This is a genomic window from Pseudomonas cyclaminis (assembly GCF_015163715.1).
Classification (GTDB): domain Bacteria; phylum Pseudomonadota; class Gammaproteobacteria; order Pseudomonadales; family Pseudomonadaceae; genus Aquipseudomonas; species Aquipseudomonas cyclaminis.
The window spans coordinates 1-24826 of the sequence record NZ_JADDUM010000177.1; the positions used below are offsets into that span (position 1 = coordinate 1).

20 protein-coding genes and 2 pseudogenes are annotated in these 24826 nt (G+C 60.0%); 11 read left to right on the forward strand and 11 right to left on the reverse strand.

What is annotated here, in order from left to right; all coding sequences use genetic code 11:
* Positions 1 to 43: 43 nt before the first annotated feature.
* The 6 genes from cysG to IQK56_RS20915 are packed head-to-tail and all read right to left on the reverse strand — an operon-like array spanning position 44 to position 7542.
* A complete protein-coding gene (gene cysG / locus IQK56_RS20890) occupies positions 44 to 1438 on the reverse strand; it encodes a siroheme synthase CysG (RefSeq protein WP_193863572.1) in 1395 nt (464 codons plus the stop codon).
* Entirely contained in the window at positions 1439 to 2719 is a 1281-nt protein-coding gene (gene serS / locus IQK56_RS20895; protein WP_122306968.1) for a serine--tRNA ligase, read from the reverse strand.
* Between the two features lie 16 nt (positions 2720 to 2735).
* Complete coding sequence (gene crcB, locus IQK56_RS20900) at positions 2736 to 3110, reverse strand: fluoride efflux transporter CrcB (RefSeq protein ID WP_003232122.1); 375 nt, start codon at positions 3108 to 3110, stop codon at positions 2736 to 2738.
* Positions 3110 to 4432, reverse strand: a complete 1323-nt coding sequence (locus tag IQK56_RS20905; protein ID WP_122306967.1) for a replication-associated recombination protein A — start codon at positions 4430 to 4432, stop codon at positions 3110 to 3112. Before IQK56_RS20905 ends, crcB begins: the two co-directional genes overlap by 1 nt.
* A 23-nt stretch (positions 4433 to 4455) precedes the next feature.
* Positions 4456 to 5079, reverse strand: a complete 624-nt coding sequence (gene lolA / locus IQK56_RS20910) for an outer membrane lipoprotein periplasmic chaperone LolA (protein WP_032889674.1) — start codon at positions 5077 to 5079, stop codon at positions 4456 to 4458.
* Positions 5080 to 5133: 54 nt separating this feature from the next.
* Entirely contained in the window at positions 5134 to 7542 is a 2409-nt protein-coding gene (locus IQK56_RS20915; protein WP_122306966.1) for a DNA translocase FtsK, read from the reverse strand.
* Between the two features lie 496 nt (positions 7543 to 8038).
* Between IQK56_RS20915 and aat the strand changes: the two genes are divergently transcribed.
* The 3 genes and pseudogenes from aat to infA all read left to right on the forward strand — a co-directional run bounded on the left by aat (position 8039) and on the right by infA (position 9801).
* Complete coding sequence (gene aat, locus IQK56_RS20920) at positions 8039 to 8719, forward strand: leucyl/phenylalanyl-tRNA--protein transferase (protein WP_122306965.1); 681 nt, start codon at positions 8039 to 8041, stop codon at positions 8717 to 8719.
* Between the two features lie 56 nt (positions 8720 to 8775).
* Positions 8776 to 9483, forward strand: coding sequence for an arginyltransferase (locus IQK56_RS20925; RefSeq protein WP_122306964.1), 708 nt, complete (start codon positions 8776 to 8778; stop codon positions 9481 to 9483).
* A 100-nt stretch (positions 9484 to 9583) separates the two neighbouring features.
* Positions 9584 to 9801, forward strand: a pseudogene (infA, locus tag IQK56_RS20930) (translation initiation factor IF-1).
* Positions 9802 to 9988: 187 nt separating this feature from the next.
* Here the strand turns inward: infA and clpA are convergent.
* Both clpA and clpS read right to left on the reverse strand, forming a co-directional pair.
* Entirely contained in the window at positions 9989 to 12259 is a 2271-nt protein-coding gene (clpA, locus tag IQK56_RS20935; protein WP_193901811.1) for an ATP-dependent Clp protease ATP-binding subunit ClpA, read from the reverse strand.
* A 29-nt stretch (positions 12260 to 12288) separates the two neighbouring features.
* On the reverse strand, positions 12289 to 12657 hold the full coding sequence (clpS, locus tag IQK56_RS20940) for an ATP-dependent Clp protease adapter ClpS (RefSeq protein WP_010567912.1): 369 nt from the start codon (positions 12655 to 12657) through the stop codon (positions 12289 to 12291).
* A gap of 225 nt (positions 12658 to 12882) precedes the next feature.
* On the opposite strand from clpS, the gene cspD reads away from it, so the two are divergent.
* The gene (cspD, locus tag IQK56_RS31425; protein ID WP_150760555.1) at positions 12883 to 13191 is read left to right on the forward strand and encodes a cold shock domain-containing protein CspD; all 309 of its coding nucleotides are present in this window, start codon (positions 12883 to 12885) and stop codon (positions 13189 to 13191) included.
* 78 nt (positions 13192 to 13269) lie between these two features.
* Here cspD and icd read toward each other — a convergent pair whose 3' ends face one another.
* Complete coding sequence (icd, locus tag IQK56_RS20950; RefSeq protein ID WP_099587006.1) at positions 13270 to 14526, reverse strand: NADP-dependent isocitrate dehydrogenase; 1257 nt, start codon at positions 14524 to 14526, stop codon at positions 13270 to 13272.
* Positions 14527 to 15020: 494 nt separating this feature from the next.
* Between icd and IQK56_RS20955 the strand changes: the two genes are divergently transcribed.
* Entirely contained in the window at positions 15021 to 17246 is a 2226-nt protein-coding gene (locus tag IQK56_RS20955) for an NADP-dependent isocitrate dehydrogenase (RefSeq protein WP_150676293.1), read from the forward strand.
* A 57-nt stretch (positions 17247 to 17303) separates the two neighbouring features.
* Here the strand turns inward: IQK56_RS20955 and IQK56_RS20960 are convergent, their stop codons facing one another.
* Together IQK56_RS20960 and IQK56_RS20965 are read right to left on the reverse strand one after the other, a co-directional pair.
* On the reverse strand, positions 17304 to 18176 hold the full coding sequence (locus tag IQK56_RS20960) for a LysR family transcriptional regulator (protein WP_193863941.1): 873 nt from the start codon (positions 18174 to 18176) through the stop codon (positions 17304 to 17306).
* 72 nt (positions 18177 to 18248) lie between these two features.
* Positions 18249 to 19145, reverse strand: coding sequence for a DMT family transporter (locus tag IQK56_RS20965; RefSeq protein ID WP_193863940.1), 897 nt, complete (start codon positions 19143 to 19145; stop codon positions 18249 to 18251).
* A 179-nt stretch (positions 19146 to 19324) separates the two neighbouring features.
* Here IQK56_RS20965 and IQK56_RS20970 point away from each other — a divergent pair.
* From IQK56_RS20970 to IQK56_RS20995, 6 genes and pseudogenes are all read left to right on the forward strand, one after another.
* Positions 19325 to 19770: pseudogene (locus IQK56_RS20970) on the forward strand (NUDIX hydrolase).
* A gap of 59 nt (positions 19771 to 19829) precedes the next feature.
* Entirely contained in the window at positions 19830 to 20954 is a 1125-nt protein-coding gene (mnmA, locus tag IQK56_RS20975; RefSeq protein ID WP_122306958.1) for a tRNA 2-thiouridine(34) synthase MnmA, read from the forward strand.
* Positions 20951 to 21574: a high frequency lysogenization protein HflD gene (gene hflD / locus IQK56_RS20980; protein ID WP_099587011.1), complete on the forward strand. Its 624-nt coding sequence runs from the start codon at positions 20951 to 20953 to the stop codon at positions 21572 to 21574. Before mnmA ends, hflD begins: the two co-directional genes overlap by 4 nt.
* A 125-nt stretch (positions 21575 to 21699) precedes the next feature.
* Complete coding sequence (gene purB, locus IQK56_RS20985) at positions 21700 to 23070, forward strand: adenylosuccinate lyase (RefSeq protein ID WP_099587012.1); 1371 nt, start codon at positions 21700 to 21702, stop codon at positions 23068 to 23070.
* Positions 23071 to 23153: 83 nt separating this feature from the next.
* A complete protein-coding gene (locus tag IQK56_RS20990) occupies positions 23154 to 24320 on the forward strand; it encodes a ribosomal protein uL16 3-hydroxylase (protein WP_122306957.1) in 1167 nt (388 codons plus the stop codon).
* Positions 24313 to 24735, forward strand: coding sequence for a GNAT family N-acetyltransferase (locus IQK56_RS20995; protein WP_122306956.1), 423 nt, complete (start codon positions 24313 to 24315; stop codon positions 24733 to 24735). Before IQK56_RS20990 ends, IQK56_RS20995 begins: the two co-directional genes overlap by 8 nt.
* Positions 24736 to 24826 lie beyond the last annotated feature (91 nt).

Sequence of the window (24826 nt, forward strand, 5' to 3'; positions counted from 1 at the left end):
GGCCTTTAATGTGGGAGGGGGCTTGCCCCCGATGCTTTAGGGCTCAAACCTGAGACTGGGCGCCTTCAAACCACTTGAGCTTCTCGCGCAACACCACCACCTCACCCACGATCACCAATGTCGGCGCATGCACTTCATGCTCCGCCACCATGCGTGGCAAGTCGGCCAGGGTGCCGGTGAACACACGCTGGTTCGAGGTGGTACCCTGCTGGATCAACGCCGCCGGTGTATCGGCGGCGCGACCGTGCTTGATCAGTTGCTCGCAGATGATCGGCAAACCAATCAGGCCCATGTAGAACACCAGCGTCTGCGACGGCCCCACCAGATCCTGCCAGGGCAGATCTGACGTACCGTTTTTCAGGTGCCCGGTGATAAAGCGCACCGATTGCGCGTAATCGCGGTGGGTCAGCGGAATCCCGGCATACGCCGCGCAACCACTGGCCGCCGTGATGCCCGGCACCACCTGGAACGGGATGCCATGGGCCGCCAACTCCTCGATTTCTTCGCCACCACGCCCAAAGATGAACGGATCGCCACCCTTGAGGCGCAGCACGCGCTTGCCTTGCTTGGCCAGATCCACCAATTGCTGGTTGATCTGGTCCTGCGGCACGGCATGGTCGGCGCGACGCTTGCCGACATACACACGCTCAGCATCACGACGGCACAACTCAAGAATCGCCGGGGCGACCAAGCGGTCGTACAGCACCACATCGGCTTGCTGCATCAGGCGCAACGCACGGAAGGTCAACAGGTCCGGATCGCCTGGGCCTGCGCCCACCAGATAAACCTCACCCGGTGCGTACGGCGGTGCGCCGTTGACCTTTTCAATCAACAAACGCTCGGCCTCATCGCCCTGCCCGGCCAACTGACGGTCGGCAATCTGGCCCTGGAACACTTCTTCCCAGAACGCACGACGTTGCTGCACATCCGGGTACAAACCTTTGACCTGGGCACGAAAACGCGCCGCCAACCCGGCCAATTGACCGTAGGTGGACGGAATCCAGGTTTCCAGCTTGGCGCGGATCAGGCGTGCCAGCACCGGCGCATCGCCGCCGCTGGACACCGCAATCACCAACGGCGAGCGGTCGACAATCGCCGGGAAGATCACGCTGCACAAGGCCGGCGCGTCCACCACGTTGACCGGGACACAGCGACGCTTGGCATCACTGGACACTTGCGCATTGAGTGGCTCGTCGTCCGTCGCGGCGATGATCAGGGTGCAACCATCAAGGTCGGCCTCCTGATAACCACGCACGTTCATTTCCCCGCCACTGCCCAGTACCAATTCACGCAACTGGTCTTCGATCTGGGGAGCAACCACCCGCAGCACTGCGCCGGCATCGGCCAGCAGCCGGGATTTGCGCAAGGCAATTTCCCCGCCACCAACGACCAACACACGGCTGCCGCGCAGGTTATGAAACAGCGGCAGAAATTCCATTTAGCCGATGACCTCAACGCCGGCCATGTACGGCTTGAGCACTTCAGGCACACGGATCGAACCGTCAGCCTGCTGGTAGTTTTCCAACACCGCCACCAGGGTACGGCCTACGGCCAGGCCCGAACCATTGAGGGTGTGTACCAGTTCCGGTTTGCCGGTTTCCGGGTTACGGAAACGCGCCTGCATGCGACGGGCCTGGAAATCACCGCAGTTGGAGCACGACGAAATCTCGCGGTACTTGTCCTGGCTCGGCACCCACACTTCCAGGTCGTAGGTCTTCACGGCGCTGAACCCCATGTCACCCGTGCACAGAGCCAGCACGCGGTACGGCAGCTCCAGCAATTGCAGCACGCGCTCGGCGTTGGCGGTCAGGCCTTCCAGGGCTTCCATGGAGGTCGACGGCTCGACCACTTGCACCATCTCGACCTTGTCGAACTGGTGTTGGCGGATCATGCCACGGGTGTCACGCCCCGATGCCCCGGCTTCACTGCGGAAGCACGGGCTGTGGGCCACGAACTTGAGTGGCAGTTGCTTGGCGTCGAGGATCTCGCCGGCGACGATATTGGTCAGCGACACTTCGGCGGTCGGGATCAGGTACAGGTCGGCTTCGCCTTCGCGGCTGATCTTGAACAGGTCTTCTTCGAACTTCGGCAACTGGCTGGTACCCATCAGCGCCGGACCTTGCACCAGATAAGGGGTGTAGGCCTCTTCGTAGCCGTGCTCGCCGGTGTGCAGGTTGATCATGAACTGCGCCAGGGCGCGGTGCATGCGCGCGATCGGGCCGCGCAGCAACGCAAAGCGCGCACCGGACATCTTGGCGGCGGTTTCGAAATCCAGGCCACCGGTCAATTCGCCCAGGGCGACGTGGTCCTTGATCTCGAAGTCAAAGGCTTTAGGCGTGCCCCAGCGGCGGACTTCGACGTTGCCGTCTTCGTCTTCACCCACTGGCACAGATTCGTGCGGAATGTTGGGGATGCCCAGCAGGATCGAATCCAGCTCGGACTGAATACCCTCCAGCTCGACCTTGCCGTCGGACAGCTCGGTGCCCATGCGCTCGACATCCGCCATCAGCGGCGCGATGTCTTCACCGCGCTGCTTGGCCTGACCGATGGATTTGGAACGCGCATTACGCTCAGCCTGCAGTGCTTCGGTGCGGGTCTGGACGGTCTTGCGCTGTTCTTCCAGCGCTTCGATGCGCGCAACATCCAAGGCAAAGCCACGGGATGCCAGGCGGTCCGCTACGTCCTGAAGGTTGCTACGTAACAGTTTGGAATCGAGCATGTCGGTCTCTCGTTTATCAAAGTTTGGTCAAGGACAGGCCAGCCCAGGTGGCGAGCAGCCCGCCGAACACGCTGATGCCCAGGTACCCGAAAGCGACCAGGGCCTGCCCGCTTTCCAGCAGGCGCAGCGTATCCAGTGAAAAGGATGAAAAGGTCGTCAGACCGCCTACAAAGCCGACAATCAAGCCGGCGCGAATTTCAATCGGCACTTCCGGGCGCAACAGGAACCAGCCGTACAGCAACCCAATGATCAAGCAGCCCACCAGGTTGACCGCCAGGGTCGCCGCATAAAAATGCTTCGGCCAGTTGGCGCTGACCCAAGTACCGGTGGCGAAACGCAATAATGTACCAGCGATGCCGGCTGCGGACACGGCAAGAATCGTCTTGAGCACTACTTTCTCCGCTGTTTCGGGCTGAGGCGGTCGAGTTGGGCCAGGTGATTGAGTTTTTCACCGATCTTCAGCTCCAGGCCACGGGGCACCGGCTGGTAAAGCGCCAGCGGCTCAAGCTCATCGGGAAAGTAATCTTCGCCAGCGGCGTAAGCATCCGGCTCATCGTGGGCATAGCGGTATTCGTCGCCGTAGCCGAGCTGTTTCATCAACTTGGTCGGCGCATTGCGCAAGTGCAACGGCACTTCAAGGGACCCATATTCGGCCGCCGCACGCAGCGCCGACTTGAAGCCCATGTACACCGCGTTGCTTTTCGGCGCGCAGGCCAGGTAAGTGATGGCCTGGGCCACCGCCAACTCGCCTTCCGGGCTGCCGAGGCGCTCCTGCACGTCCCACGCGGCCAGACACAGGCTCAGGGCGCGGGGATCGGCGTTACCGATGTCCTCGCTGGCCATGCGTACCACGCGGCGTGCCAGGTACAACGGGTCGCAACCGCCGTCGATCATGCGCGCAAACCAGTACAGCGCGCCGTCCGGGTTGGAGCCGCGCACGGATTTGTGCAGCGCCGAGATCTGGTCGTAGAAGGCTTCGCCGCCCTTGTCGAAGCGCCGGCGGGTGTCGCCGAGCAGGCTTTGCAGCAGGTCAACGCCAATCTCGCTGCCGTCTTCGGCCAGGTCGGATGCGTTCTCCAGCAGGTTGAGAAAACGACGACCGTCGCCATCGGCGGCGGTGAGCAGGATCTTGAAGCCTTCGTCGCTGACACTCAGCTGGCGCTTGCCCAGGCCCTTGTCTTCACTCAAGGCGCGGTGCAGCAGCTTTTGCATCGCCGCCTCGTCGAGGCTCTTGAGCACATACACGCGAGCCCGCGACAGCAATGCGTTGTTCAGTTCGAAGGATGGGTTTTCGGTGGTGGCACCGATAAAGATCAGCGTGCCGTCTTCCACATAGGGCAGGAAGGCATCCTGCTGCGACTTGTTGAAGCGATGCACTTCGTCGACAAACAGGATGGTGCGCTTGCCGTATTGCCCGGCCTGCTGCTTGGCGACATCCACCGCCTGGCGGATTTCCTTGACCCCGGCCAGCACCGCAGACACCGTTTCGAAGTGTGCATCCGAGACTTTCGCCAGCAGCCGCGCCAGGGTGGTTTTACCCACGCCCGGCGGCCCCCAGAAAATCATCGAGTGCAGCGCGCCCTGCTCCAGGGCTTCGCGCAAAGGCTTGCCGCGAGCGAGCAGGTGTTCCTGACCGACGTACTCATCCAGGTTGGTCGAACGCAAGCGTGCGGCCAAGGGTTGGGCAATCGGGTCACTTCGAAACAGGTCCATGGGCAGCGTTTGAAACCTCTGGTTTATTCCTGGATCACGTCGGCACCCTTGGGGATGTCGAACTTGAACTTGGAAGCCGGCACCGGCTCGTTGGCCTTGACCCCGGAGAACAGGATATCGGTGCGCTGGCCGACGCTGTCGATCAGGCGCATGTTGTTGATCACGCCGTTGCCGAACGACAGGTGCAGGCTGTCAAACAGCGTGTCCTTGGATTTCGGCTTGAGGGTGAATTCGATCACGTTGCTGGTTTGCTTGGAGGTGATATCGAAGCTGTCGTTGATCTTCGACACATCGCCCGACAGCAACAGCGCCGGCGTCTGATTCAGGCGCGGGTCGAGCTTCTTGATGGTCGCCTGTTCCAGGTCCGGGTCCCACAGCGTGACCTTCTGGCCATCGGAAACGATGGTCTGCTCGGCCTTGCCTTCGGTGTGCCAGTAGAACAGCCCCGGGCGCTGCACCGCCATTTCGCCTGCCGTTTCCTGCAAGCGGGTACCGCCGGCATCCAGGGTCAGCTGGGAGAAGCGCGCCGTCAGGGTCTTGGATTTGTCCAACAGGTTGGTCAGGCTGGCGACGGAGGCCGGGTCAGCGTGAGCCGAAACAGCGGTCAGGGCCAGTGCCGGCAACAACAGCATGCGGATAAAGCGCATGGGAGTCCTCATTGAGTAGTCAGGGCGTGCCGCGTGCTGCCACGCGGCACGGGATCAGTCGCGCATCTGCCCGGGGGCAATGACTTCACGCGAGCCGTTGGTGTTCATAGCGGTGACGACGCCGGCGTTTTCCATGGCTTCGATCATGCGGGCGGCGCGGTTGTAACCGATCTTGAGTTTGCGTTGCACGGCGGAAATCGAGGCACGACGGCTTTCCAGCACAAATGCCACGGCTTCGTCGTACAGCGCGTCGGTCTCGGCATCATCGTCGCCACCGCTGCTGCCACCGTCGAAACCGCTGCCGGCTTCTTCGACGCCGGCAAGGATGTCATCGTTGTATTCAGGCGCGCCGCGCAGCTTCCAGGCTTCCACCACGCGGTGCACTTCGTCGTCGGACACGAAAGCGCCGTGCACACGGATCGGCAGGCTGGTGCCCGGCGGCATGTAGAGCATGTCACCGTGGCCCAACAGTTGTTCGGCGCCGCCCTGGTCGATGATGGTCCGCGAGTCGATCTTGCTCGACACCTGGAACGCCATGCGCGTCGGGATGTTGGCCTTGATCAGGCCGGTGATCACGTCCACCGACGGCCGCTGGGTAGCAAGGATCAAGTGGATACCGGCCGCCCGCGCTTTCTGGGCGATACGGGCGATCAGCTCTTCAACCTTCTTGCCGACGATCATCATCATGTCGGCAAATTCGTCGACCACCACCACGATGGTCGGCAGCTTGCTCAGCAGCGGTGCTTCGTCGTGAATGCTTTCGCGCTTGTACAGCGGATCGGTCAGCGGCGTGCCGGCGTCCTGCGCCTCCTTGACCTTGGCATTGAAGCCCGACAGGTTGCGCACCCCCATCTTCGCCATCAGCTTGTAGCGGCGCTCCATCTCGGCAACGCTCCAGCGCAGGGCGTTGGCGGCGTCCTTCATGTCGGTGACCACCGGGCACAGCAGGTGCGGAATGCCTTCGTAGATCGACAGTTCGAGCATCTTCGGGTCGATCATGATCAGCTTGGCGTCTTCCGGGCCGGACTTGAACAGGATCGACAGGATCATCGCGTTCACACCCACCGACTTACCGGAACCGGTGGTACCGGCCACCAGCAGGTGCGGCATTTTTGCCAGGTCAGTAATCACCGGCTTGCCGCCGATGTCATGGCCCAGGGCCAGGGTGACCGGCGATTTGAAGTTGTCGTATTCCGGCGTCGACAGCACTTCGGAGAAGCGCACGATCTGGCGGTCTTCGTTGGGAATCTCGATACCCACGGTGGTCTTGCCGGGGATCACTTCCACCACACGCACGCTGGTCACGGCCAGCGAACGGGCCAAGTCCTTGGCCAAGTTGGAGATGCGGCTGACTTTTACACCGGCGGCCGGCTGGATTTCGTAACGGGTAATCACCGGGCCAGGGTGGATCGAGTCCACCGACACTTCGACGCCGAATTCCTTGAGCTTGATTTCCAGCAGGTGGCCGACGGCCGCCAGGGATTCCGGTGAATAGTTGAGTTGTTTCTTTTCAGCCGGGTCGAGAATCGAGATCGGCGGCAAGGTGCCTTCCACGGCGCTGTCGACGAACAACGGCGCCTGCTTCTCTTTCTGCACGCGATGGCTGGGCTCGGGGGCCTTGGGCGGCGCCGGCGCAATCACCGGTGGCACCTGCTTCTCGCGGTCGGACATGTGCTTGCTCAGGGCCTGTTCGCGCTCGATCAGGCGTTCCTTGACCTTGGCCTGCTCGCGGCGGTCCGGCGTGCTCGGGGCCACGACCTCATTGATGCGGGTATCCACCTCGCGCAACTGGGCCACCATGCGCTTGCGATCGACACGGGCGGACCACCAACGGTTGGCGGCGCCTTGGAACAATTCGAGCAGGTCGAGGGTAATCTTGCCCGTCACGTCCATCACCTTGAACCACGAGAGGTCGGTGAATACCGTGAGGCCGAACAGGAACAGCGCAATGAACATCAGGGTGCTGCCCTGGATATTCAGGGTCTTGCGGGCCAGGTCGCCAAGGCTTTCGCCCAGCGCCCCGCCCGCGCCCGCCGGCAAACCGGTAGGCGCGTGGAAATGAATATGGGCCAGCGCCGCGCCGGAGAGCACCAGGAACACCAGGCCGATCAAGCGCCAGGAGAACAGCCAGCCGCTCCACTGCCACGGCTCGTGACGCTGGCGGAAGATCTGCCAGGTCTTGATCGCCAGCAGCAACGGGAAGATGTAAGCGAAGTAACCCAGCACCATGAACAGGATATCGGCGCTGTAGGAACCCACCGGACCACCGAAGTTTTGCACGTCGTCGATCTTGCTGTTGTGGCTCCAGCCCGGATCGTCCTTGCCATAGGTGAGCAAGGCCATCATCAGGAACAGGCACAGCGCGCCGATCGCGATCAGCGCACCTTCCTTGAGTCGATAATGCAGGTGCTGGCGCCAAGCCGGCACGACTGCTGCTTTAGGTGTTGCGGCGGATTTCTTCAAAACGGGTCTTTTCCTGCGCCTTTAGCGCGTCCATCTGTTGAATGACTGCCAATACTGCCCAATCCGAGCAGCTGAAAATAAATGAACGTCGTTGAAACTACGTTTAACACCGGGCGATTGCGCAACGAAATGACGATAACGCCACAATGGCCGCATTGTACGGGTTTGTGTGCCTGATGCCACGCCACTTGGCTTTCTTCAGGCAGCATAGCCAACTGTGTGTCACAACATGTGCAATTTGAGCATGCATTGTCTTTGCTGACAAAGGCTTATGAGCTGTTTTTACCAATCCAGGCAAGCTTGGCAAATGGCCTGCATGGGCCGGCCCCGAATACGACCACACCCCCGGCATAGAGTTGCAGAAACACCCGCTCACGCTAATACGCAGCAATGGCTGATTCAAGCTGGCCCGATGACGCTGCGTCGACAATAATCAGCACTGCCGAGGCGGGCGTCATACCTGCCACTCCCCTCCCCTTCCATAAGCCTGGATGCCATGCTGACCTGGTTGCAACGCGACACCCTGACCTTTCCACCGCTGGCCAAAGCCATGCGCGAACCCAATGGCCTGCTCGCCGCCGGCGGCGATCTATCGGCGGAGCGACTGGTCAAGGCCTACCGCCACGGCTGCTTCCCTTGGTTTTCGGAGGGCCAGCCGATCCTTTGGTGGTCGCCAGACCCGCGCACGGTGATCTTCCCTGATGAACTCCATGTATCCCGCAGCCTGGGCAAGCTGTTACGCCAGCAGCGCTACAGCGTCACGTTCGACCAGGACTTCGCCGCCGTCATCCAGGCCTGCGCCGCGCCGCGCGCCTACGCTGATGGCACCTGGATCACCGAAGGCATCCAGAACGCCTACCTGGAGCTGCACAAGCGCGGCCATGCTCACTCGGTAGAGGTATGGGATGCAGGCGTGCTGGTGGGCGGCCTGTATGGCCTAGCGATGGGCCAGCTGTTTTTTGGCGAGTCCATGTTCAGCCGCGCCGACAATGCCTCTAAATTTGGCTTCGCTACACTGACACGACAACTACAGGCCTGGGGCTTTGTGCTGATCGACTGCCAGATGCCCAACGATCACCTGCACAGCCTGGGTGCCCGCGCCATTCCTCGCAGTGAGTTCGCCGGTTTTCTACGCGACCACCTGGACCAACCCAACACCGGGCCATGGGTTTCTTAGGCGACATCCGTGCACCTGGCTTACACTTATTTCAAAGCTTATCCCGAGGGTTGATCATGACCGAGTTGGCGCGTTTGAAGTTTTATGCCACTCAAGCCCACTCTTGCAGCTATCTGCCAGACGAGCAGGCCACCACGCTGTTCCTCGACCCCAGCCAACCGATGGACGTGCATGTGTATGCGGATCTTTCGGAAATGGGCTTTCGGCGCAGCGGCGACCATCTGTACCGGCCCCATTGCCAACACTGCAATGCCTGCGTGCCGGCACGCCTCCCTGTGGCGCAGTTTCTGCCGGACCGCAACCAGAAGCGCATCCTCAAGCGCAATGCTGACTTGGTGGTGACCTCGAGCAAACCTCGATTTACCGAAGAATACTTCGACCTTTACCAGCGCTATATCGAGCAACGCCACGCCGACGGCGATATGTTCCCCCCAAGCCGCGACCAGTTCTCCACGTTCCTGGTGCGCGACCTGCCTTTTTCACGCTTCTATGAATTTCGTGCGGACGGTCGCCTGCTGGCCGTCGCCGTGACGGATTTGCTGCCTAACGGCCTGTCGGCGGTCTACACCTTCTATGAGCCGACCGAAGAGCGCCGCAGCCTGGGGCGCTTTGCGATCCTCTGGCAAATCGGCGAAGCCCTGCGCCTGGAACTGGAGGCGGTTTACCTCGGATACTGGATCAAGAACTGCAAAAAGATGAGCTACAAGACCCAATATCGGCCCATAGAACTGCTGATTAACCAAAGATGGGTCACGCTTAACTAGAACCCCTTGGCTTAAACACCCTTTTTCGGGCACAATGCACGCCGCTTTTGCCTGGCGCAGTTGCACCGGGCCATTCACTGGATACCGAGGGCTTTACTGCATGTCGAAAGAAGACAGCTTCGAAATGGAAGGCACTGTCGTCGACACCCTGCCAACACCATGTTTCGTGTGGAGTTGGAAAATGGGCACGTCGTAACCGCGCATATCTCCGGCAAGATGCGCAAGAACTACATTCGTATTCTTACCGGTGACAAAGTGCGCGTCGAGCTGACGCCCTATGACTTGAGCAAAGGGCGCATCACTTACCGCGCTCGCTAAGCAAGTCAATACAAAACGCCCGGTTATGCCGGGCGTTTTTGTGTGTGCGTGCCATTTATCCAGCACCACAAAACAATGTGGGAGGGGGCTTGCCCCCTCCCACATTGGATCTCCATTGTTCCTACCATTGCATTTCAGACAGCAAAAAGGCGCCTCTCGGCGCCTTTTGCTTTATTGCAGCTATCGATCAGGCCATTTCAGCCGTGGTTTCGAACTCGAAGGTCAGCTCGCCGTCCTTCAGATCAATATGCACCACGCCACCATGGTCGGAGAGTTCACCAAACAGGATCTCTTCAGCCAGCGGCCGCTTGATCTTGTCCTGGATCAGACGCGCCATTGGACGAGCGCCCATTGCTGCGTCGTAGCCACCCTCGGCGATCCAGCTGCGCGCCGCTTCCGTGACATCCAGCTGCACGCGCTTGTCTTCCAACTGCGCTTGCAGCTCGGTGAGGAACTTGTCCACCACACTCTTGATAACCTCATGGCTGAGGCGACCAAACTGGATAATGGTGTCCAGGCGGTTGCGGAACTCCGGCGTGAAGCTTTTCTTGATCACTTCCATCGCATCGGAAGAGTGATCCTGATGGGTGAAGCCGATCGAAGCCCGCGCAGCCGTTTCAGCACCGGCGTTGGTGGTCATGATCACGATCACATTGCGGAAGTCCGCCTTGCGCCCGTTGTTGTCGGTCAGGGTCCCGTGATCCATCACCTGCAACAGCAGGTTGAAGACTTCCGGGTGGGCCTTCTCGATTTCATCGAGCAGCAATACGCAATGCGGCTGTTTGGTGATCGCTTCAGTCAACAGGCCGCCCTGATCGAAGCCAACATAACCCGGAGGCGCGCCGATCAGACGCGACACGGTGTGACGCTCCATGTACTCGGACATGTCGAACCGCACCAGCTCGATGCCCATGGCCTTGGCCAACTGCCGCGCCGCTTCGGTCTTGCCGACACCGGTAGGCCCGGCAAACAGGAACGAGCCGACTGGCTTGTCCGGCGACTTGAGGCCCGCACGCGACAGCTTGATCGCGGTGGACAGCGCGTCGATGGCGGCATCCTGACCGAACACCGTGAGCTTGAGGTCGCGCTCCAGGTTACGCAGCAACTCTTTGTCGGAGCTGTTGACGTGTTTTGGCGGAATCCGCGCAATCTTCGCCACGATGTCCTCGACCTGAGGCACGTCGATGCGCTTTACACGTTTCTCGACCGGCTGCAGGCGCTGGTAGGCCCCCGCCTCGTCGATCACGTCGATGGCTTTGTCGGGCATGTGCCGATCATTGATGTAGCGAGATGCCAGCTCCGCAGCTGCGCGCAGCGCCTCATCGGTGTACTCGATGCCATGGTGCGCTTCAAAACGCCCCTTGAGCCCGCGCAGGATGCTGATGGTGTCTTCAACCGACGGCTCGGAGACGTCGACTTTCTGGAAGCGGCGCGCCAGGGCGCGGTCCTTCTCGAAGATGCCACGGAATTCCTGGAAGGTGGTCGAACCGATGCAGCGGATATCACCCGACGACAGTAACGGCTTGAGCAGGTTGGACGCATCCATCACCCCACCGGAAGCCGCACCCGCACCAATGATGGTGTGGATCTCGTCGATGAACAGGATCGCCTGCGGGCGTTTTTTCAGCTCACCGAGCAGCGCCTTGAAGCGCTTCTCGAAATCGCCACGGTACTTGGTCCCGGCGAGCAACGCGCCCAGATCAAGGGAGTAGACGACACTGTTGGCCAGCAAGTCCGGCACCTGGTTGTCGACGATGCGCTTGGCCAGGCCTTCGGCAATCGCGGTCTTGCCCACGCCTGCCTCGCCCACCAGTAACGGGTTGTTCTTGCGACGACGCGCAAGGATCTGCGCTACACGCTCGACCTCAAGTTCACGCCCCCACCAGCGATCGATCCGCCCCTGGCGCGCCAACTCATTGAGGTTGCTGGCATAGGCATCCAGCGGGTTGCTTGAAGAAGAAGACTCACCGCCCTCGTCGTCCTGCATATCCTGCTCACCCTCGGAATGATCGCCGTGCCCAGGCACCTTGGAGATACCGTGGGCGATGTAGTTGACGACATCAATACGGGCAACGCTCTGCTGCTTGAGCAGGAACACTGCCTGGCTTTCCTGTTCGCTGAAGATCGCCACAAGCACATTGGCACCCGTGACTTCACGCTTACCGGAGCTCTGTACGTGGAAAACAGCACGCTGCAATACCCGCTGGAAGCCCAGGGTTGGCTGGGTTTCGCGGTCCTCGTCATGCACGGGGATCAGTGGCGTGGTGGAGTCGATAAACTCCTGCAGGTCATGCTTGAGTTTGTCGAGGTTGGCGCCGCACGCACGCAAAACGGTGGCGGCAGCTTCGTTATCCAAAAGTGCCAGCAAAAGGTGTTCGACAGTCATGAATTCATGACGCTTCGAACGAGCCTCCTTGAAGGCAAGATTGAGGGTGACTTCGAGCTCGCGGTTTAACATAGCTTCACCTCATACCCAAGTGGTCGGCGTTAACCGTCCTTCTCGATTTCACAGAGTAGCGGATGCTGGCTTTCCCTGGCGTACTGGTTGACCTGCATGGCCTTTGTCTCGGCGATGTCACGGGTAAACACTCCACATACTGCCCGTCCTTCTGTGTGAACGGCCAGCATTACCTTGGTCGCCAACTCGCGGTTCAGGTTAAAAAACACCTCGAGTACTTCGACCACGAAATCCATCGGTGTGTAGTCATCATTGAACAAAACCACCTTGTACATCGGCGGCGCCTGTAAAGCAGGCTTGGCCTCCTGAACAGCAATGCCTGCAGAACCGTCGTCATCGTGTTCGTGATCCGGTCGATCCTGATTGAATGTTAGTCGAATCTGGCTGATTGCATGCATGGAAAGAAAGGTTCGTCAGTGGTTCAAATACAGTGGTGGGGGCGAGCTGTCAGAATTTCAACTCTGACCGACTGGTCGCCTTGACTATCGGCAAATCGGTGTTACAACCAATAGAACCCACAGTGGGTAAAAAAGGTCCGCGCAGTCAACCTTAATTTATTCGGGTTAGGACGGATAAACTGGATGATACTCCAGTGATGGAGTCTGGTGCAGAGGGAAATGGGTATGTCTGGCGTCAAGATCAGTGGCAAGGTCAAGTGGTTCAACAATGCCAAAGGATATGGCTTTGTGAATGAGGAAGGGAAAACCGAGGACCTTTTTGCGCATTATTCAGCGATCAAGATGGACGGATACAAAACGCTGAAAGCGGGCCAATTAGTGGAGTTTGAAATCATTCAAGGACCCAAGGGCCTGCATGCCGTCGCAATATGTGCAGTTTGCGCGGGCGCGCCCGGTAAACCCCACACCGAAACACACGAAGAGAAACACAACACAGATAAAGTCGGCCAATCAAGAAACAAGCAACTGGCTTAACCATCTGACGAGTCAACATCTCGCATAAAAAAACCGGTCAATCTGAAGTCAGGTTGACCGGTTTTTTATAGCCTGCATTTACATATGCGAAATCAACGCATCACCAAAACCCGACGACGAAACCAGCTTCGCCCCCTCCATCAAACGTTCGAAATCATAGGTCACGGTCTTGGCCGCGATAGCACCGTTGGTGCCCTTTATGATCAGGTCAGCCGCCTCGGTCCAACCCATATGGCGCAGCATCATTTCTGCCGACAGGATCAACGAGCCAGGGTTGACCTGATCCTTGCCCGCATACTTGGGCGCCGTGCCGTGGGTAGCCTCGAACATGGCAACGGTGTCAGACAGGTTGGCCCCCGGCGCAATGCCGATACCGCCCACTTCCGCCGCCAGGGCGTCGGACAGGTAGTCACCGTTGAGGTTAAGAGTGGCGATCACGTCGTACTCGGCGGGACGCAGCAGGATCTGTTGCAGCATGGCGTCGGCAATCGCGTCCTTGACCACCACATTCCTGCCGGTCTTCGGGTTCTTGAACTGCATCCAGGGCCCGCCGTCGAGCAGCGTCGCACCGAACTCTTCGGCCGCCACTTCGTAGGCCCACTCCTTGAAGGCACCTTCGGTGAACTTCATGATGTTGCCTTTGTGCACGATGGTCAGCGATTCGCGGTCGTTATCCACCACATACTGCAAGGCCTTGCGTGCCAGGCGCTTGGTGCCTTCCTTGGACACCGGCTTGACGCCAATCCCGCAATCCTGGTCGAAACGGATCTTGGTGACACCCATTTCCTCCTTGAGGAACTTGATCACCTTGATGGCTTCCGGCGAACCGGCTTTCCACTCGATGCCAGCGTAAATGTCTTCGGAGTTTTCGCGGAAGATGGTCATGTCCACGTCGCCAGGCTTCTTGACCGGGCTCGGCACACCTTCGAACCAGCGCACCGGGCGCAGGCAGACATAAAGGTCGAGTTGCTGACGCAGGGCCACGTTCAGCGAACGGATGCCACCCCCGACCGGCGTGGTCAGCGGCCCCTTGATGGACACCACATAATCCTTGACCGCATCCAGGGTTTCCTGGGGCAGCCAGGTGTCCTGGTCGTAGACTTGAGTCGCCTTTTCGCCGGCGTACACCTCCATCCACGAGATCTTGCGCTTGCCGCCGTAGGCCTTTTCAACAGCTGCGTCGACCACCTTGATCATCACCGGGCTGATGTCGACGCCAATACCGTCACCTTCGATGTAAGGGATGATCGGTTGGTCAGGAACATTGAGAGAATGGTCTGCATTGACGGTGATTTTGTCGCCGACTGCCGGAACCTGAATCTTCTTGTATCCCATGCTGAACTCCATCTATGGATTGAACATCTGGCTGCGTTCGAGCCTACTCCAGATAAATGGCGACTGAAACCTCGCGCCATGCTCATTTGCATCGAAAACAGCATAATTTGTCGCCTACAAGCCTGAAAGCAAAGGGAAAAGCGCCAATCTTGAGCACATCGTGCGACTTTAGGCGCACCCCGGTACCTGCGACCTTTAGACCAATGGACGACACACCTTTTGTATGAAGGCTCGGCGTAAGCATAGCGACCTATGTATAATGCCGCCGCTGACCCAAGAGTCACGACGGCTGACCGCTCTAGAATAGGCGCCTTCAGCTACAAAGCCGGACTATTACAATAGTCCACCCGCTTGACGCTCGACTGATGCAACCCAACATCACCGCGAAGAAACCTCGACATTTCGCTCATGGATGACTTTGAACGAACGCGCTCCACCCGGCGCATCTCGAGTTTCTGCGCACGCTTTCAGCAAAGAAGAGAGTTAATCCGAATATGCCCACCCGCTCGAAGATCATCTACACCTTCACCGACGAAGCCCCTGCCCTCGCCACCTATTCACTGCTGCCTATCGTAGAGGCCTTCACCGCTTCCGCTGATATTGCCGTGGAAACCCGCGACATCTCCCTCGCCGCGCGCATCCTGGCAAGCTTCCCCGAGCAACTGGGCACCAAGGCCGTACCGGACCACCTCGCCGAACTGGGCGACCTGGCCGTGACCCCTGAAGCCAACATCATCAAGCTGCCTAACATCAGCGCCTCGACCCCGCAGCTGCAAGCGGCGATCAAGGAACTGCAGGCCCAGGGCTACGCCCTGCCGGACTACCCGGAAACCGTAACCACCGACGCGGAAAAAGAAACCCGTGCACGTTACGACAAGGTCAAGGGCAGCGCCGTGAACCCGGTACTGCGCGAAGGCAACTCCGACCGCCGCGCTCCGCTGTCGGTCAAGAACTATGCACGCAAGCACCCGCACAAAATGGGCGCCTGGGCTGCGGACTCCAAGTCGCACATCGCCCACATGAGCAACGGCGACTTCTACGGCAGCGAAAAAGCCGTACAGATCGAAGCCGCGGATGCTGTCAAAATTGAGCTGGTCGGCAAGGATGGCACCACCACCGTCCTGAAAGAAAAGACCACCGCCCAGGCCGGCGAGATCCTCGACAGCGCCGTGCTGAGCAAGAACGCACTGCGCACGTTCATCGCCGCCGAAATCGAAGACGCCAAGAAACAAGGCGTACTGCTGTCGGTTCACCTCAAGGCCACCATGATGAAGGTCTCCGACCCGATCATGTTCGGCCAGATCGTTGCCGAGTTCTATAAAGATGCCCTGGCCAAGCACGCCACCGTGCTGGAGCAGATCGGCTTCAACCTGAACAACGGCATCGGCGACCTGTACGCCCGCATCAAGGCCCTGCCGGCTGACCAGCAGGCACAGATCGAAGCTGACATCCAGGCGGTCTATGCCGCTCGCCCTTCCCTGGCGATGGTCAACTCCGACAAAGGCATCACCAACCTGCACGTGCCAAGCGACGTCATCGTCGACGCCTCGATGCCGGCCATGATCCGTGACTCCGGCAAGATGTGGGGCACCGACGGCCAGCTGCACGACACCAAGGCCGTGATCCCGGATCGCTGCTACGCCACCATCTACCAAGCCGTCATCGAAGACTGCAAGGCCAATGGCGCGTTTGATCCAACCACCATGGGCAGCGTGCCAAACGTTGGCCTGATGGCGAAAAAAGCCGAAGAGTACGGCTCCCACGACAAGACCTTCCAGATCAAGGCTGATGGCGTAGTCCGCATCACCGACAGCAAGGGCAACCTGCTGATGGAACAGACCGTCGAGGCCGGCGATATCTTCCGCATGTGCCAGACCAAAGACGCGCCGATCCAGGACTGGGTCAAGCTGGCCGTCAACCGTGCCCGCGCCAGCGGCACCCCGGCCATTTTCTGGCTGGACCCCAAGCGTGCGCACGACGGCGTCGTGGTCGAGAAAGTTCAGGCTTACCTGAAAGACCACAACACCGAAGGCCTGGACATCCGCATCATGGCGCCGGTCGACGCGATGAAGTTCACCCTGGAGCGTACCCGCAAGGGCCTGGACACCATCTCGGTGACCGGTAACGTGCTGCGCGACTACCTGACCGACCTGTTCCCGATCATGGAACTGGGCACCAGCGCCAAGATGCTGTCGATCGTGCCACTGATGAACGGCGGTGGCCTGTTCGAAACCGGCGCCGGCGGTTCGGCTCCGAAGCACGTGCAGCAACTGGTGGAAGAGAACTTCCTGCGCTGGGACTCCCTGGGCGAGTTCCTGGCCCTGGCCGCATCCCTTGAGCATTTGGGTGTTACTTACAACAACCCGAAAGCCCTGGTACTGTCCAAGACCCTGGACCAGGCCACCGGCCAATTCCTCGACAACAACAAGTCGCCATCGCGTAAAGTCGGCAACATCGACAACCGCGGCAGCCACTTCTATCTGGCACTGTACTGGGCCCAGGCCCTGGCCGCCCAGACCGAAGACACTGCACTGCAAGCGCAGTTCGGCGAACTGGCAAAAACCCTGGCCGACAACGAAGCAACCATCGTTGCCGAACTGAACGCCGTACAGGGCAAGCCAGTGGACATCGGTGGCTACTACGCGCCGAACCCAGAGCTGACCAGCAAAGCCATGCGCCCAAGCAACACCCTCAATGCGGCGATTGCCAAGTTGAAGTAAGGTTGTAAGGGAACACCACAAACCCCGGCCACGTGCCGGGGTTTGTGTTTTCAAGGTTTATGCAGCGCCGTATTCCTCGCGCCACGCCGCCTCGATAATTGACAGCAACTGCGGCTTGTACCAAGGTTCCCAGCTTGACCTCTGCTTGAGCTCAACCCCAAACCCCGGCAGCGCCGGCAAATGCGCCAGCGCCTGCACGTTCTTCAAGCCTGGCACTTGAGCGAACCAAGGCAAGAGCGTCACCCCGACTCCCGCCTGGACCGCTGAACGCAACGACCTCAAGTCTTCAGACTCATACACACAGCGCCACCTGGTCCCACTCTCCTCCAACCGCCGAATCGCCAGGCTCCTGAATACGCAGGGTGCCTTGAACAAGGCCAGCGAAACCTCCTGCCCGGCCATGGGGACTGCCGCACACTCGCCACCCAGCCACATCAACGAAAGTGCATGCAAGGGCACGCCAGCGACTTTTGGCAACTCATCAATCATCAGGCCAATATCGATTTGCCCTTCACTGAACGCCTCCGCGAGCAACATAGAACGCGCTACCTTGACCACAATTCGCACTGAAGGTAATTCAAGCGCCACAGCAGGAATAACGCGCTGAAGGATTTCCTCGCTGAAATATTCGGGAATGCCCAGCGTCACGGACTCTTGAGTGCGACTGACATCAAACAGGCTCCCCACCTTGTCGTTGACGCTGACCATCTGCTGGGCATAGCCGGTCAGGCGCTCCCCTTCAAGGGTGAGCAGCACCTGGCGATTGTCGCGGGCAAAAAGCTCGACACCCAGCAAATCCTCAAGCCGTCGAATTTGCTGGCTGATTGCCGGCTGGGTCAGGCTCAACGCTTGCGCGGCCCGGGTGAAGCTGCCCAGCTCTGCGACCTTGAGGAAACTGCGCAGCGACTGAATATCAAGATTGACTCTCATGACACACCCATGCGAGTGAGTAAAAATTCCCCGCCATTAGTGCAAGGCGCCCGCTATCGCTGTCAAGACCGCCTACTTGGCCCGCACATGATTCATCCAATAAACCCCTGCCCCTGAAACAAAAAAACCCACAATCGCAACCGCACTCGGCACCTCACCCAACACCAATGAAGCCATGATCTGCGTAACCGCCGGAATCACATGAAACAAGTTCGTCGCCTTACTCGCCTCACCCCGGCGAATCATCAGGTACAGCAGGGTCAGTGCGCCGACCGAGTTCATTACGGTGATCCACGCCACCGAAGCAGCGAAAGGCACCCACTGCGTCACCTGCATGGTCTCGGTGACATAGGCCAGCAGCAACATGACCAGCGATGCGGTGACCATCTGAATGAAGCAACCCACCCACAGGTTGACGCCGCCGAGGAAGCGTTTCTGATAAAGCGTGCCAAGGGTGATGCCCAGTAGCGCCAGCCCAACCGCGCCATAACCTCCTATTGACGCCTCAGTGCCAAAAAAACTACTGCCAACCACAATGACCACACCGCCCACACCTAGGATCGAGCCCGGCAAGTCGCGCCAGCTCAATTGCTCGCCCAGACAGAAGTAGGCGCCGATCATGACAAATACGGGCATCAACCCGACAATCAGCGCAGCTTGCCCAGCTGGGACGCCCTGACTTATCCCGGTGTAGAGGCCGCCAAATTGCAGTGCCTGCAAGAGCAAGCCCACGGCAGCAGCGTGAAGGTAAGGTGTGAGCCGCTTGGGCCACTCGGCCTTGATGGCGAGCGCCACGCCCAGGAACACCAGGGCAGCCAAGGCAAACCGATAGAACGTCATGGTGAAGGGCTCGCCATAACGCACACCGAACGCACCGCCGATGTAGCCGGAACTCCACAGCAGGATGAAGGCGATGGGAAGTGGCGATGTAAGGCGCGCTTCGTAGCTTTTGTGGGCAATCGGGTTCATGTCGCTCTCCGGACTGATGGTTCTGGAGAGATAAGCTGCGCCCCTGGCTGAAATCGGTAAAATCATAAAATGTCAGACGCATCATGCAGATTGCTTATGCACCTTCACCGAGCAAGCCCGCTCCCACATTGACTGCAATCCTGACCAACGATCACGTCGCATCCAGAATCGAGGCAACCATGACCTGGCAACCCCACATCACCGTCGCCACCATCGTCGAAGACAACGGCCGCTTCCTTATGGTCGAGGAACTCAAGGGCGCCGCGCCGTGCTCAACCAGCCGGCCGGCCACCTCGACCCGCATGAAACCCTCACCGAAGCCGCCGTGCGCGAAACCCTCGAAGAAACCGGCTGGGACGTCGAAGCCACCGGCATCGTCGGCATCTATCTGTACACCGCACCCAGCAATGGGGTTACCTATCAACGCGTCTGCTTCATTGCCAAGGCACTGAAACACCACCCCGGCTATCAACTCGACGACGGCATCCTCCGCGCCCGCTGGCTGACCCGTGACGAGCTGATGGCCGTGCGCGACGACTGGCGCAGCGAGCTGATCATCCGTTGTATCGATGATTATCTGGCCGGCCACTGCCACAGTCTCGAATTGATCCGCCCTTCTCTTTAGCCTTGCGGGCCCAGGCCTGCTAGAATCGCGTCCTTTTTCAAGACACCCGTTGAAACCCTATGCGTGATCCAGCCCCTTCTGACACACAAAAGAAGCGCGTCATCGTCGGCATGTCCGGCGGCGTGGATTCTTCCGTTTCCGCCGTTCTGCTCATGGAGCAGGGTTATGAGGTGGAAGGCCTGTTCATGAAGAACTGGGAAGAAGACGATGGAACGGAATATTGCACCGCCATGGACGACCTGGCGGACGCCCAGGCCGTTTGCGACAAGATCGGTATCAAGCTGCACACCGCCAACTTCGCCGCCGAGTACTGGGACAACGTGTTCGAGCACTTCCTGGCCGAATACAAAGCCGGGCGCACGCCGAACCCGGACATCCTGTGCAACCGCGAAATCAAGTTCAAGGCGTTCCTTGATTACGCCATGATCCTCGGCGCAGACCTCATTGCAACCGGCCACTACGTGCGTCGTCGCGATATCGACGAGCGCACCGAACTGCTCAAGGGCCTGGACCCGAACAAGGACCAGAGCTACTTCCTGCACGCCGTCGGCGGTGAACAGATCGCCAAGACCCTGTTCCCGGTCGGCGAGCTGGAAAAGCCCGAAGTGCGCAGAATCGCCGAGAAACATGGCCTGGCCACCGCCAAGAAGAAAGATTCCACCGGGATCTGCTTTATCGGCGAGCGCCGCTTCAGCGACTTCCTCAAGCAATACCTGCCGGCACAACCGGGCGAAATCAAGACCACCGAAGGCGAAGTCATCGGCCGCCACCACGGCCTGATGTACCACACCATCGGCCAGCGCCAAGGCCTGGGCATCGGTGGCTTGAAAGACGCCGGTGAAGAGCCGTGGTACGTGCTGGTCAAGGATCTGGAAAACAACGTGCTGATCGTCGGCCAGGGCAACGAACACCCGCTGCTGTTCTCCGGCGCGCTGTTGGCTTCGGAGATTTATTGGGTCAACCCGATCGACCTGAGCACGCCGCGCCGACTGACCGCCAAAGTGCGTTATCGCCAGAGCGACCAACCCTGCACCCTGGAAAAAACCGCTACCGGCTACCGTGCGACCTTTGATGACCCGCAACGTGCGGTCACCCCTGGCCAGTCCGTGGTGTTCTATGACGGCGAAATCTGCCTGGGCGGCGGCGTGATTGAAGTCGCGCAAGCCTGGAGCAACCCGGCATGAGCCCGACCCAGGAGCAATTGACGGCACTCGGCGGGGTATTTCTCTCCGCCGTGCTGGTGGACAAGATCGCCAAGACCGGCCAGGTCACCGAAGCGGGCCTGACCTGCATGCTTGGCAGCCTGCTGATCCGCGACCCCAAGGACACCCTGGAAGTCTACGGTGGCGACGACCTGGCACTGCGCGAAGGTTACCGCGCACTGATCGGCGCCCTGGAGCGCGACCCGAGCACCCTGCAGCGTGAACCGCTGCGCTATGCCTTGTCGATGCTCGGCCTGGAGCGCCAACTGGCCAAGCGCGACGACATGCTGGAAATCATCGGCAAGCGCCTGCCACAGATCCAGTCCCAGGTGGAACACTTCGGCCCGGCCCACGAAAACGTGATCGCCGCCTGCGGCGCGCTGTACCAGGACACCTTGAGCACCTTGCGCCAGCGGATCCAGGTCCACGGCGACATGCGCAACCTGCAGCAACCGAACAACGCCTCGAAAATCCGCGCCCTGCTCCTGGCCGGTATTCGTTCGGCGCGGTTATGGCGCCAGTTGGGCGGTCATCGCTGGCAGCTGGTGATCAGCCGACGCAAATTGCTCAAAGAGCTTTACCCGTTGATGCGCAACGAATAAGTCGCAGCAACAGGCTATTTTCAAGCCGTTACGCGTAATACGCCGGTCAGTTGGCGACGGACCGGCGGATTTTTTCATGTATGATACGCGCCCCATTTCGTTGCCCGACTGTCCGAGAACACCCCATGCAGCTCTCTTCGCTCACTGCGGTTTCCCCTGTTGACGGCCGCTACGCCGGCAAAACCCAGGCCCTGCGCCCTATTTTCAGCGAATACGGCTTGATCCGTGCTCGTGTTCTGGTTGAAGTGCGCTGGCTCCAGCGCCTGGCCGCTCACCCCGCCATCAGCGAAGTGCCGGCGTTCTCCGCCGAAGCCAACGCTGTGCTCAACACCCTGGCGGAAAACTTCTCCCTGGAGCACGCCGAGCGTGTGAAAGAGATCGAGCGCACCACCAACCACGACGTCAAAGCCATTGAATACCTGCTCAAAGAGCAGGCGGCCAAGCTGCCGGAACTGGCCCAGGTCAGCGAATTCATCCACTTTGCCTGCACCAGCGAGGACATCAACAACCTGTCCCACGCCCTGATGCTGCGTGAAGGCCGCGATGACGTGATGCTGCCGCTGATGCGCCAGACCGCCGAAGCCATCCGCGAACTGGCGATTCGTTTCGCCGACGTGCCGATGCTGTCGCGCACCCACGGTCAACCGGCATCGCCGACCACCCTGGGCAAAGAACTGGCCAACGTGGTGTACCGCCTGGAGCGTCAGATCGCTCAAGTGGCTGCCGTACCCTTGCTGGGCAAGATCAACGGCGCCGTGGGCAACTACAACGCCCACCTCTCCGCCTACCCGGAAATCGACTGGGAAGCCAACGCCCGCGCCTTCATCGAAGACGAACTGGGCCTGGGCTTCAACCCGTACACCACGCAGATCGAGCCGCACGACTACATCGCCGAGCTGTTCGACGCCATTGCGCGCTTCAACACCATCCTGATCGACTTTGATCGCGATATCTGGGGCTATATTTCCCTGGGCTACTTCAAGCAGCGCACCATTGCCGGTGAAATCGGTTCGTCGACCATGCCGCACAAGGTCAACCCGATCGACTTCGAAAACTCCGAAGGCAACCTCGGTATCGCCAACGCCCTGTTCCAGCACCTGGCCAGCAAGTTGCCGATCTCCCGCTGGCAGCGCGACCTGACCGACTCCACCGTACTGCGCAACCTCGGCGTGGGCTTTGCCCACAGCGTGATCGCGTACGAAGCCAGCCTCAAAGGCATCAGCAAGCTGGAACTCAACGCGCAGAAAATTGCCGCTGACCTGGACGCCTGCTGGGAAGTCCTGGCCGAGCCGATCCAGACCGTGATGCGCCGCTACAACATCGAGAACCCGTACGAGAAGCTGAAAGAGTTGACCCGCGGCAAGGGCATCACCTCCGACGCACTGCAAACTTTCATCGACGGCCTGGACATGCCAGCCGCCGCCAAGGCCGAGCTGAAACTGCTCACCCCGGCCAACTACATCGGCAATGCTGTAGAGCAAGCCAAGCGCATCTGATCATCGCAAGACCCTTGAGACGCCCGGCCGCGCCGGGCGTTTTTATTCCAGTCTTAAAAGTGCTTTCTTTCAATAGGTTACACATGAATCCTGACATCCCTCTTCAACTTCTGGGCGGCATCACGGCACGGGAATTCCTGCGCGACTACTGGCAGAAAAAACCGCTGCTGATCCGTCAGGCCATCCCTGATTTCGAAAGCCCGATCGACGCCGACGAACTGGCCGGCCTGGCCCTGGAAGAAGAAGTCGAATCGCGCCTGGTGATCGAGCACGGCGAGCGCCCGTGGGAACTGCGTCGCGGCCCGTTCGCCGAAGATGCCTTCGCCAGCCTGCCTGAGCGCGAGTGGACCCTGCTGGTGCAGGCGGTCGACCAGTTCGTGCCGGAAGTGGCCGAGCTGCTGGAGCAGTTCCGCTTCCTGCCAAGCTGGCGCATCGACGATGTGATGATCAGCTTCGCCGCACCGGGCGGCAGCGTTGGTCCGCACTTCGACAACTACGACGTGTTCCTGCTGCAAGCCCAAGGCAAGCGCAACTGGAAGATCGGCCAGATGTGCAGCTCCGAAAGCCCGCTGCTGCAACACGCCGACCTGCGCATCCTGGCTGAATTCGAAGAAACCGCCGAATGGGTGCTGGAACCGGGCGACATGCTCTACCTGCCGCCTCGCCTGGCGCACTTCGGCATCGCCGAAGATGACTGCATGACCTACTCGGTCGGCTTCCGTGCACCGAGCGCCGCCGAAGTGCTGACCCACTTCACCGACTTCCTCGCCCAGTACCTGACCGACGAAGAGCGCTACACCGACGCAGACGCCCAGCCGGTCAGCGACCCGCATCAGATCCAGAGCGACGCCCTCGACCGCCTCAAGAGCCTGCTGGCCGAGCACATGAGCGACGAGCGCATGCTGCTGACCTGGTTCGGCCAGTTCATGACCGAACCGCGCTACCCGGAACTGGTTGCCGGCGAAGAGCTGGGGCAAGACGACTTCATCAGCACCCTGCAAGACGGCGCGATCCTGGTACGCAACCCAAGCGCACGCATGGCCTGGTCCGAAGTGGACGATGACGTGCTGCTGTTCGCCAGCGGCCAGAGCCGTTACCTGCCCGGCAAACTGCGTGAGCTGCTGAAACTGGTGTGCTCCGCCGATGCGCTGCACAGCGAAAACCTGGGTGAGTGGCTCGCCGACGAAGACGGCCGCGACCTGCTGTGCGAGCTGGTCAAGCAGGGCAGCCTGGGATTTGCCGATGAATAAGATTCACGTAAGTGTCGCGGACTGGCATAAGGATATCGCCGAGATTCGGCGCATTCGTGAAGCGGTATTTATCGCTGAACAATCGGTTCCGCCCGAGCTGGAGTGGGACGCGGACGACGCTGATGCGGTGCATTTCCTCGCGTTTGAAGGCGACTTTCCGATTGGCACCGCTCGGCTGCTGCCCAGTGGCGAGATCGGGCGCGTGTCCGTACTCAAGGATTGGCGCGGCCTGAAGGTCGGTGACAAGCTGATGGAAGCGGTGATCGGCGTGGCCGAGCAACGTGGCCAGGCCAAGCAGTTCCTCAGTGCGCAGGTGTATGCGGCGCCGTTCTATGAGCGATTGGGCTTCAAGATCGTCAGCGAGGAGTTCCTTGAAGTCGGGATTCCCCACGTGGATATGGTGCGCGGGGGCTGATCCATAATCGAGTCGCCGCTATCGGGGGCAAGCCCCCTCCCACATTTTGACCGAGTACTTCCTTGGGAATGCGGTCAAGTGTGGGAGGGGG

What these genes read in the sequence shown, in the direction of transcription:
- cysG (WP_193863572.1), bottom strand. Translation starts at nt 1,438, where the DNA reads ATGGAATTTCTGCCGCTGTTTCATAACCTGCGCGGCAGCCGTGTGTTG.
- serS (WP_122306968.1), bottom strand. Translation starts at nt 2,719, where the DNA reads ATGCTCGATTCCAAACTGTTACGTAGCAACCTTCAGGACGTAGCGGAC.
- IQK56_RS20905 (WP_122306967.1), bottom strand. Translation starts at nt 4,432, where the DNA reads ATGGACCTGTTTCGAAGTGACCCGATTGCCCAACCCTTGGCCGCACGC.
- lolA (WP_032889674.1), bottom strand. Translation starts at nt 5,079, where the DNA reads ATGCGCTTTATCCGCATGCTGTTGTTGCCGGCACTGGCCCTGACCGCT.
- aat (WP_122306965.1), top strand. Translation starts at nt 8,039, where the DNA reads ATGCTGACCTGGTTGCAACGCGACACCCTGACCTTTCCACCGCTGGCC.
- IQK56_RS20925 (WP_122306964.1), top strand. Translation starts at nt 8,776, where the DNA reads ATGACCGAGTTGGCGCGTTTGAAGTTTTATGCCACTCAAGCCCACTCT.
- clpA (WP_193901811.1), bottom strand. Translation starts at nt 12,259, where the DNA reads ATGTTAAACCGCGAGCTCGAAGTCACCCTCAATCTTGCCTTCAAGGAG.
- clpS (WP_010567912.1), bottom strand. Translation starts at nt 12,657, where the DNA reads ATGCATGCAATCAGCCAGATTCGACTAACATTCAATCAGGATCGACCG.
- cspD (WP_150760555.1), top strand. Translation starts at nt 12,883, where the DNA reads ATGTCTGGCGTCAAGATCAGTGGCAAGGTCAAGTGGTTCAACAATGCC.
- icd (WP_099587006.1), bottom strand. Translation starts at nt 14,526, where the DNA reads ATGGGATACAAGAAGATTCAGGTTCCGGCAGTCGGCGACAAAATCACC.
- IQK56_RS20955 (WP_150676293.1), top strand. Translation starts at nt 15,021, where the DNA reads ATGCCCACCCGCTCGAAGATCATCTACACCTTCACCGACGAAGCCCCT.
- IQK56_RS20960 (WP_193863941.1), bottom strand. Translation starts at nt 18,176, where the DNA reads ATGAGAGTCAATCTTGATATTCAGTCGCTGCGCAGTTTCCTCAAGGTC.
- IQK56_RS20965 (WP_193863940.1), bottom strand. Translation starts at nt 19,145, where the DNA reads ATGAACCCGATTGCCCACAAAAGCTACGAAGCGCGCCTTACATCGCCA.
- mnmA (WP_122306958.1), top strand. Translation starts at nt 19,830, where the DNA reads ATGCGTGATCCAGCCCCTTCTGACACACAAAAGAAGCGCGTCATCGTC.
- hflD (WP_099587011.1), top strand. Translation starts at nt 20,951, where the DNA reads ATGAGCCCGACCCAGGAGCAATTGACGGCACTCGGCGGGGTATTTCTC.
- purB (WP_099587012.1), top strand. Translation starts at nt 21,700, where the DNA reads ATGCAGCTCTCTTCGCTCACTGCGGTTTCCCCTGTTGACGGCCGCTAC.
- IQK56_RS20990 (WP_122306957.1), top strand. Translation starts at nt 23,154, where the DNA reads ATGAATCCTGACATCCCTCTTCAACTTCTGGGCGGCATCACGGCACGG.
- IQK56_RS20995 (WP_122306956.1), top strand. Translation starts at nt 24,313, where the DNA reads ATGAATAAGATTCACGTAAGTGTCGCGGACTGGCATAAGGATATCGCC.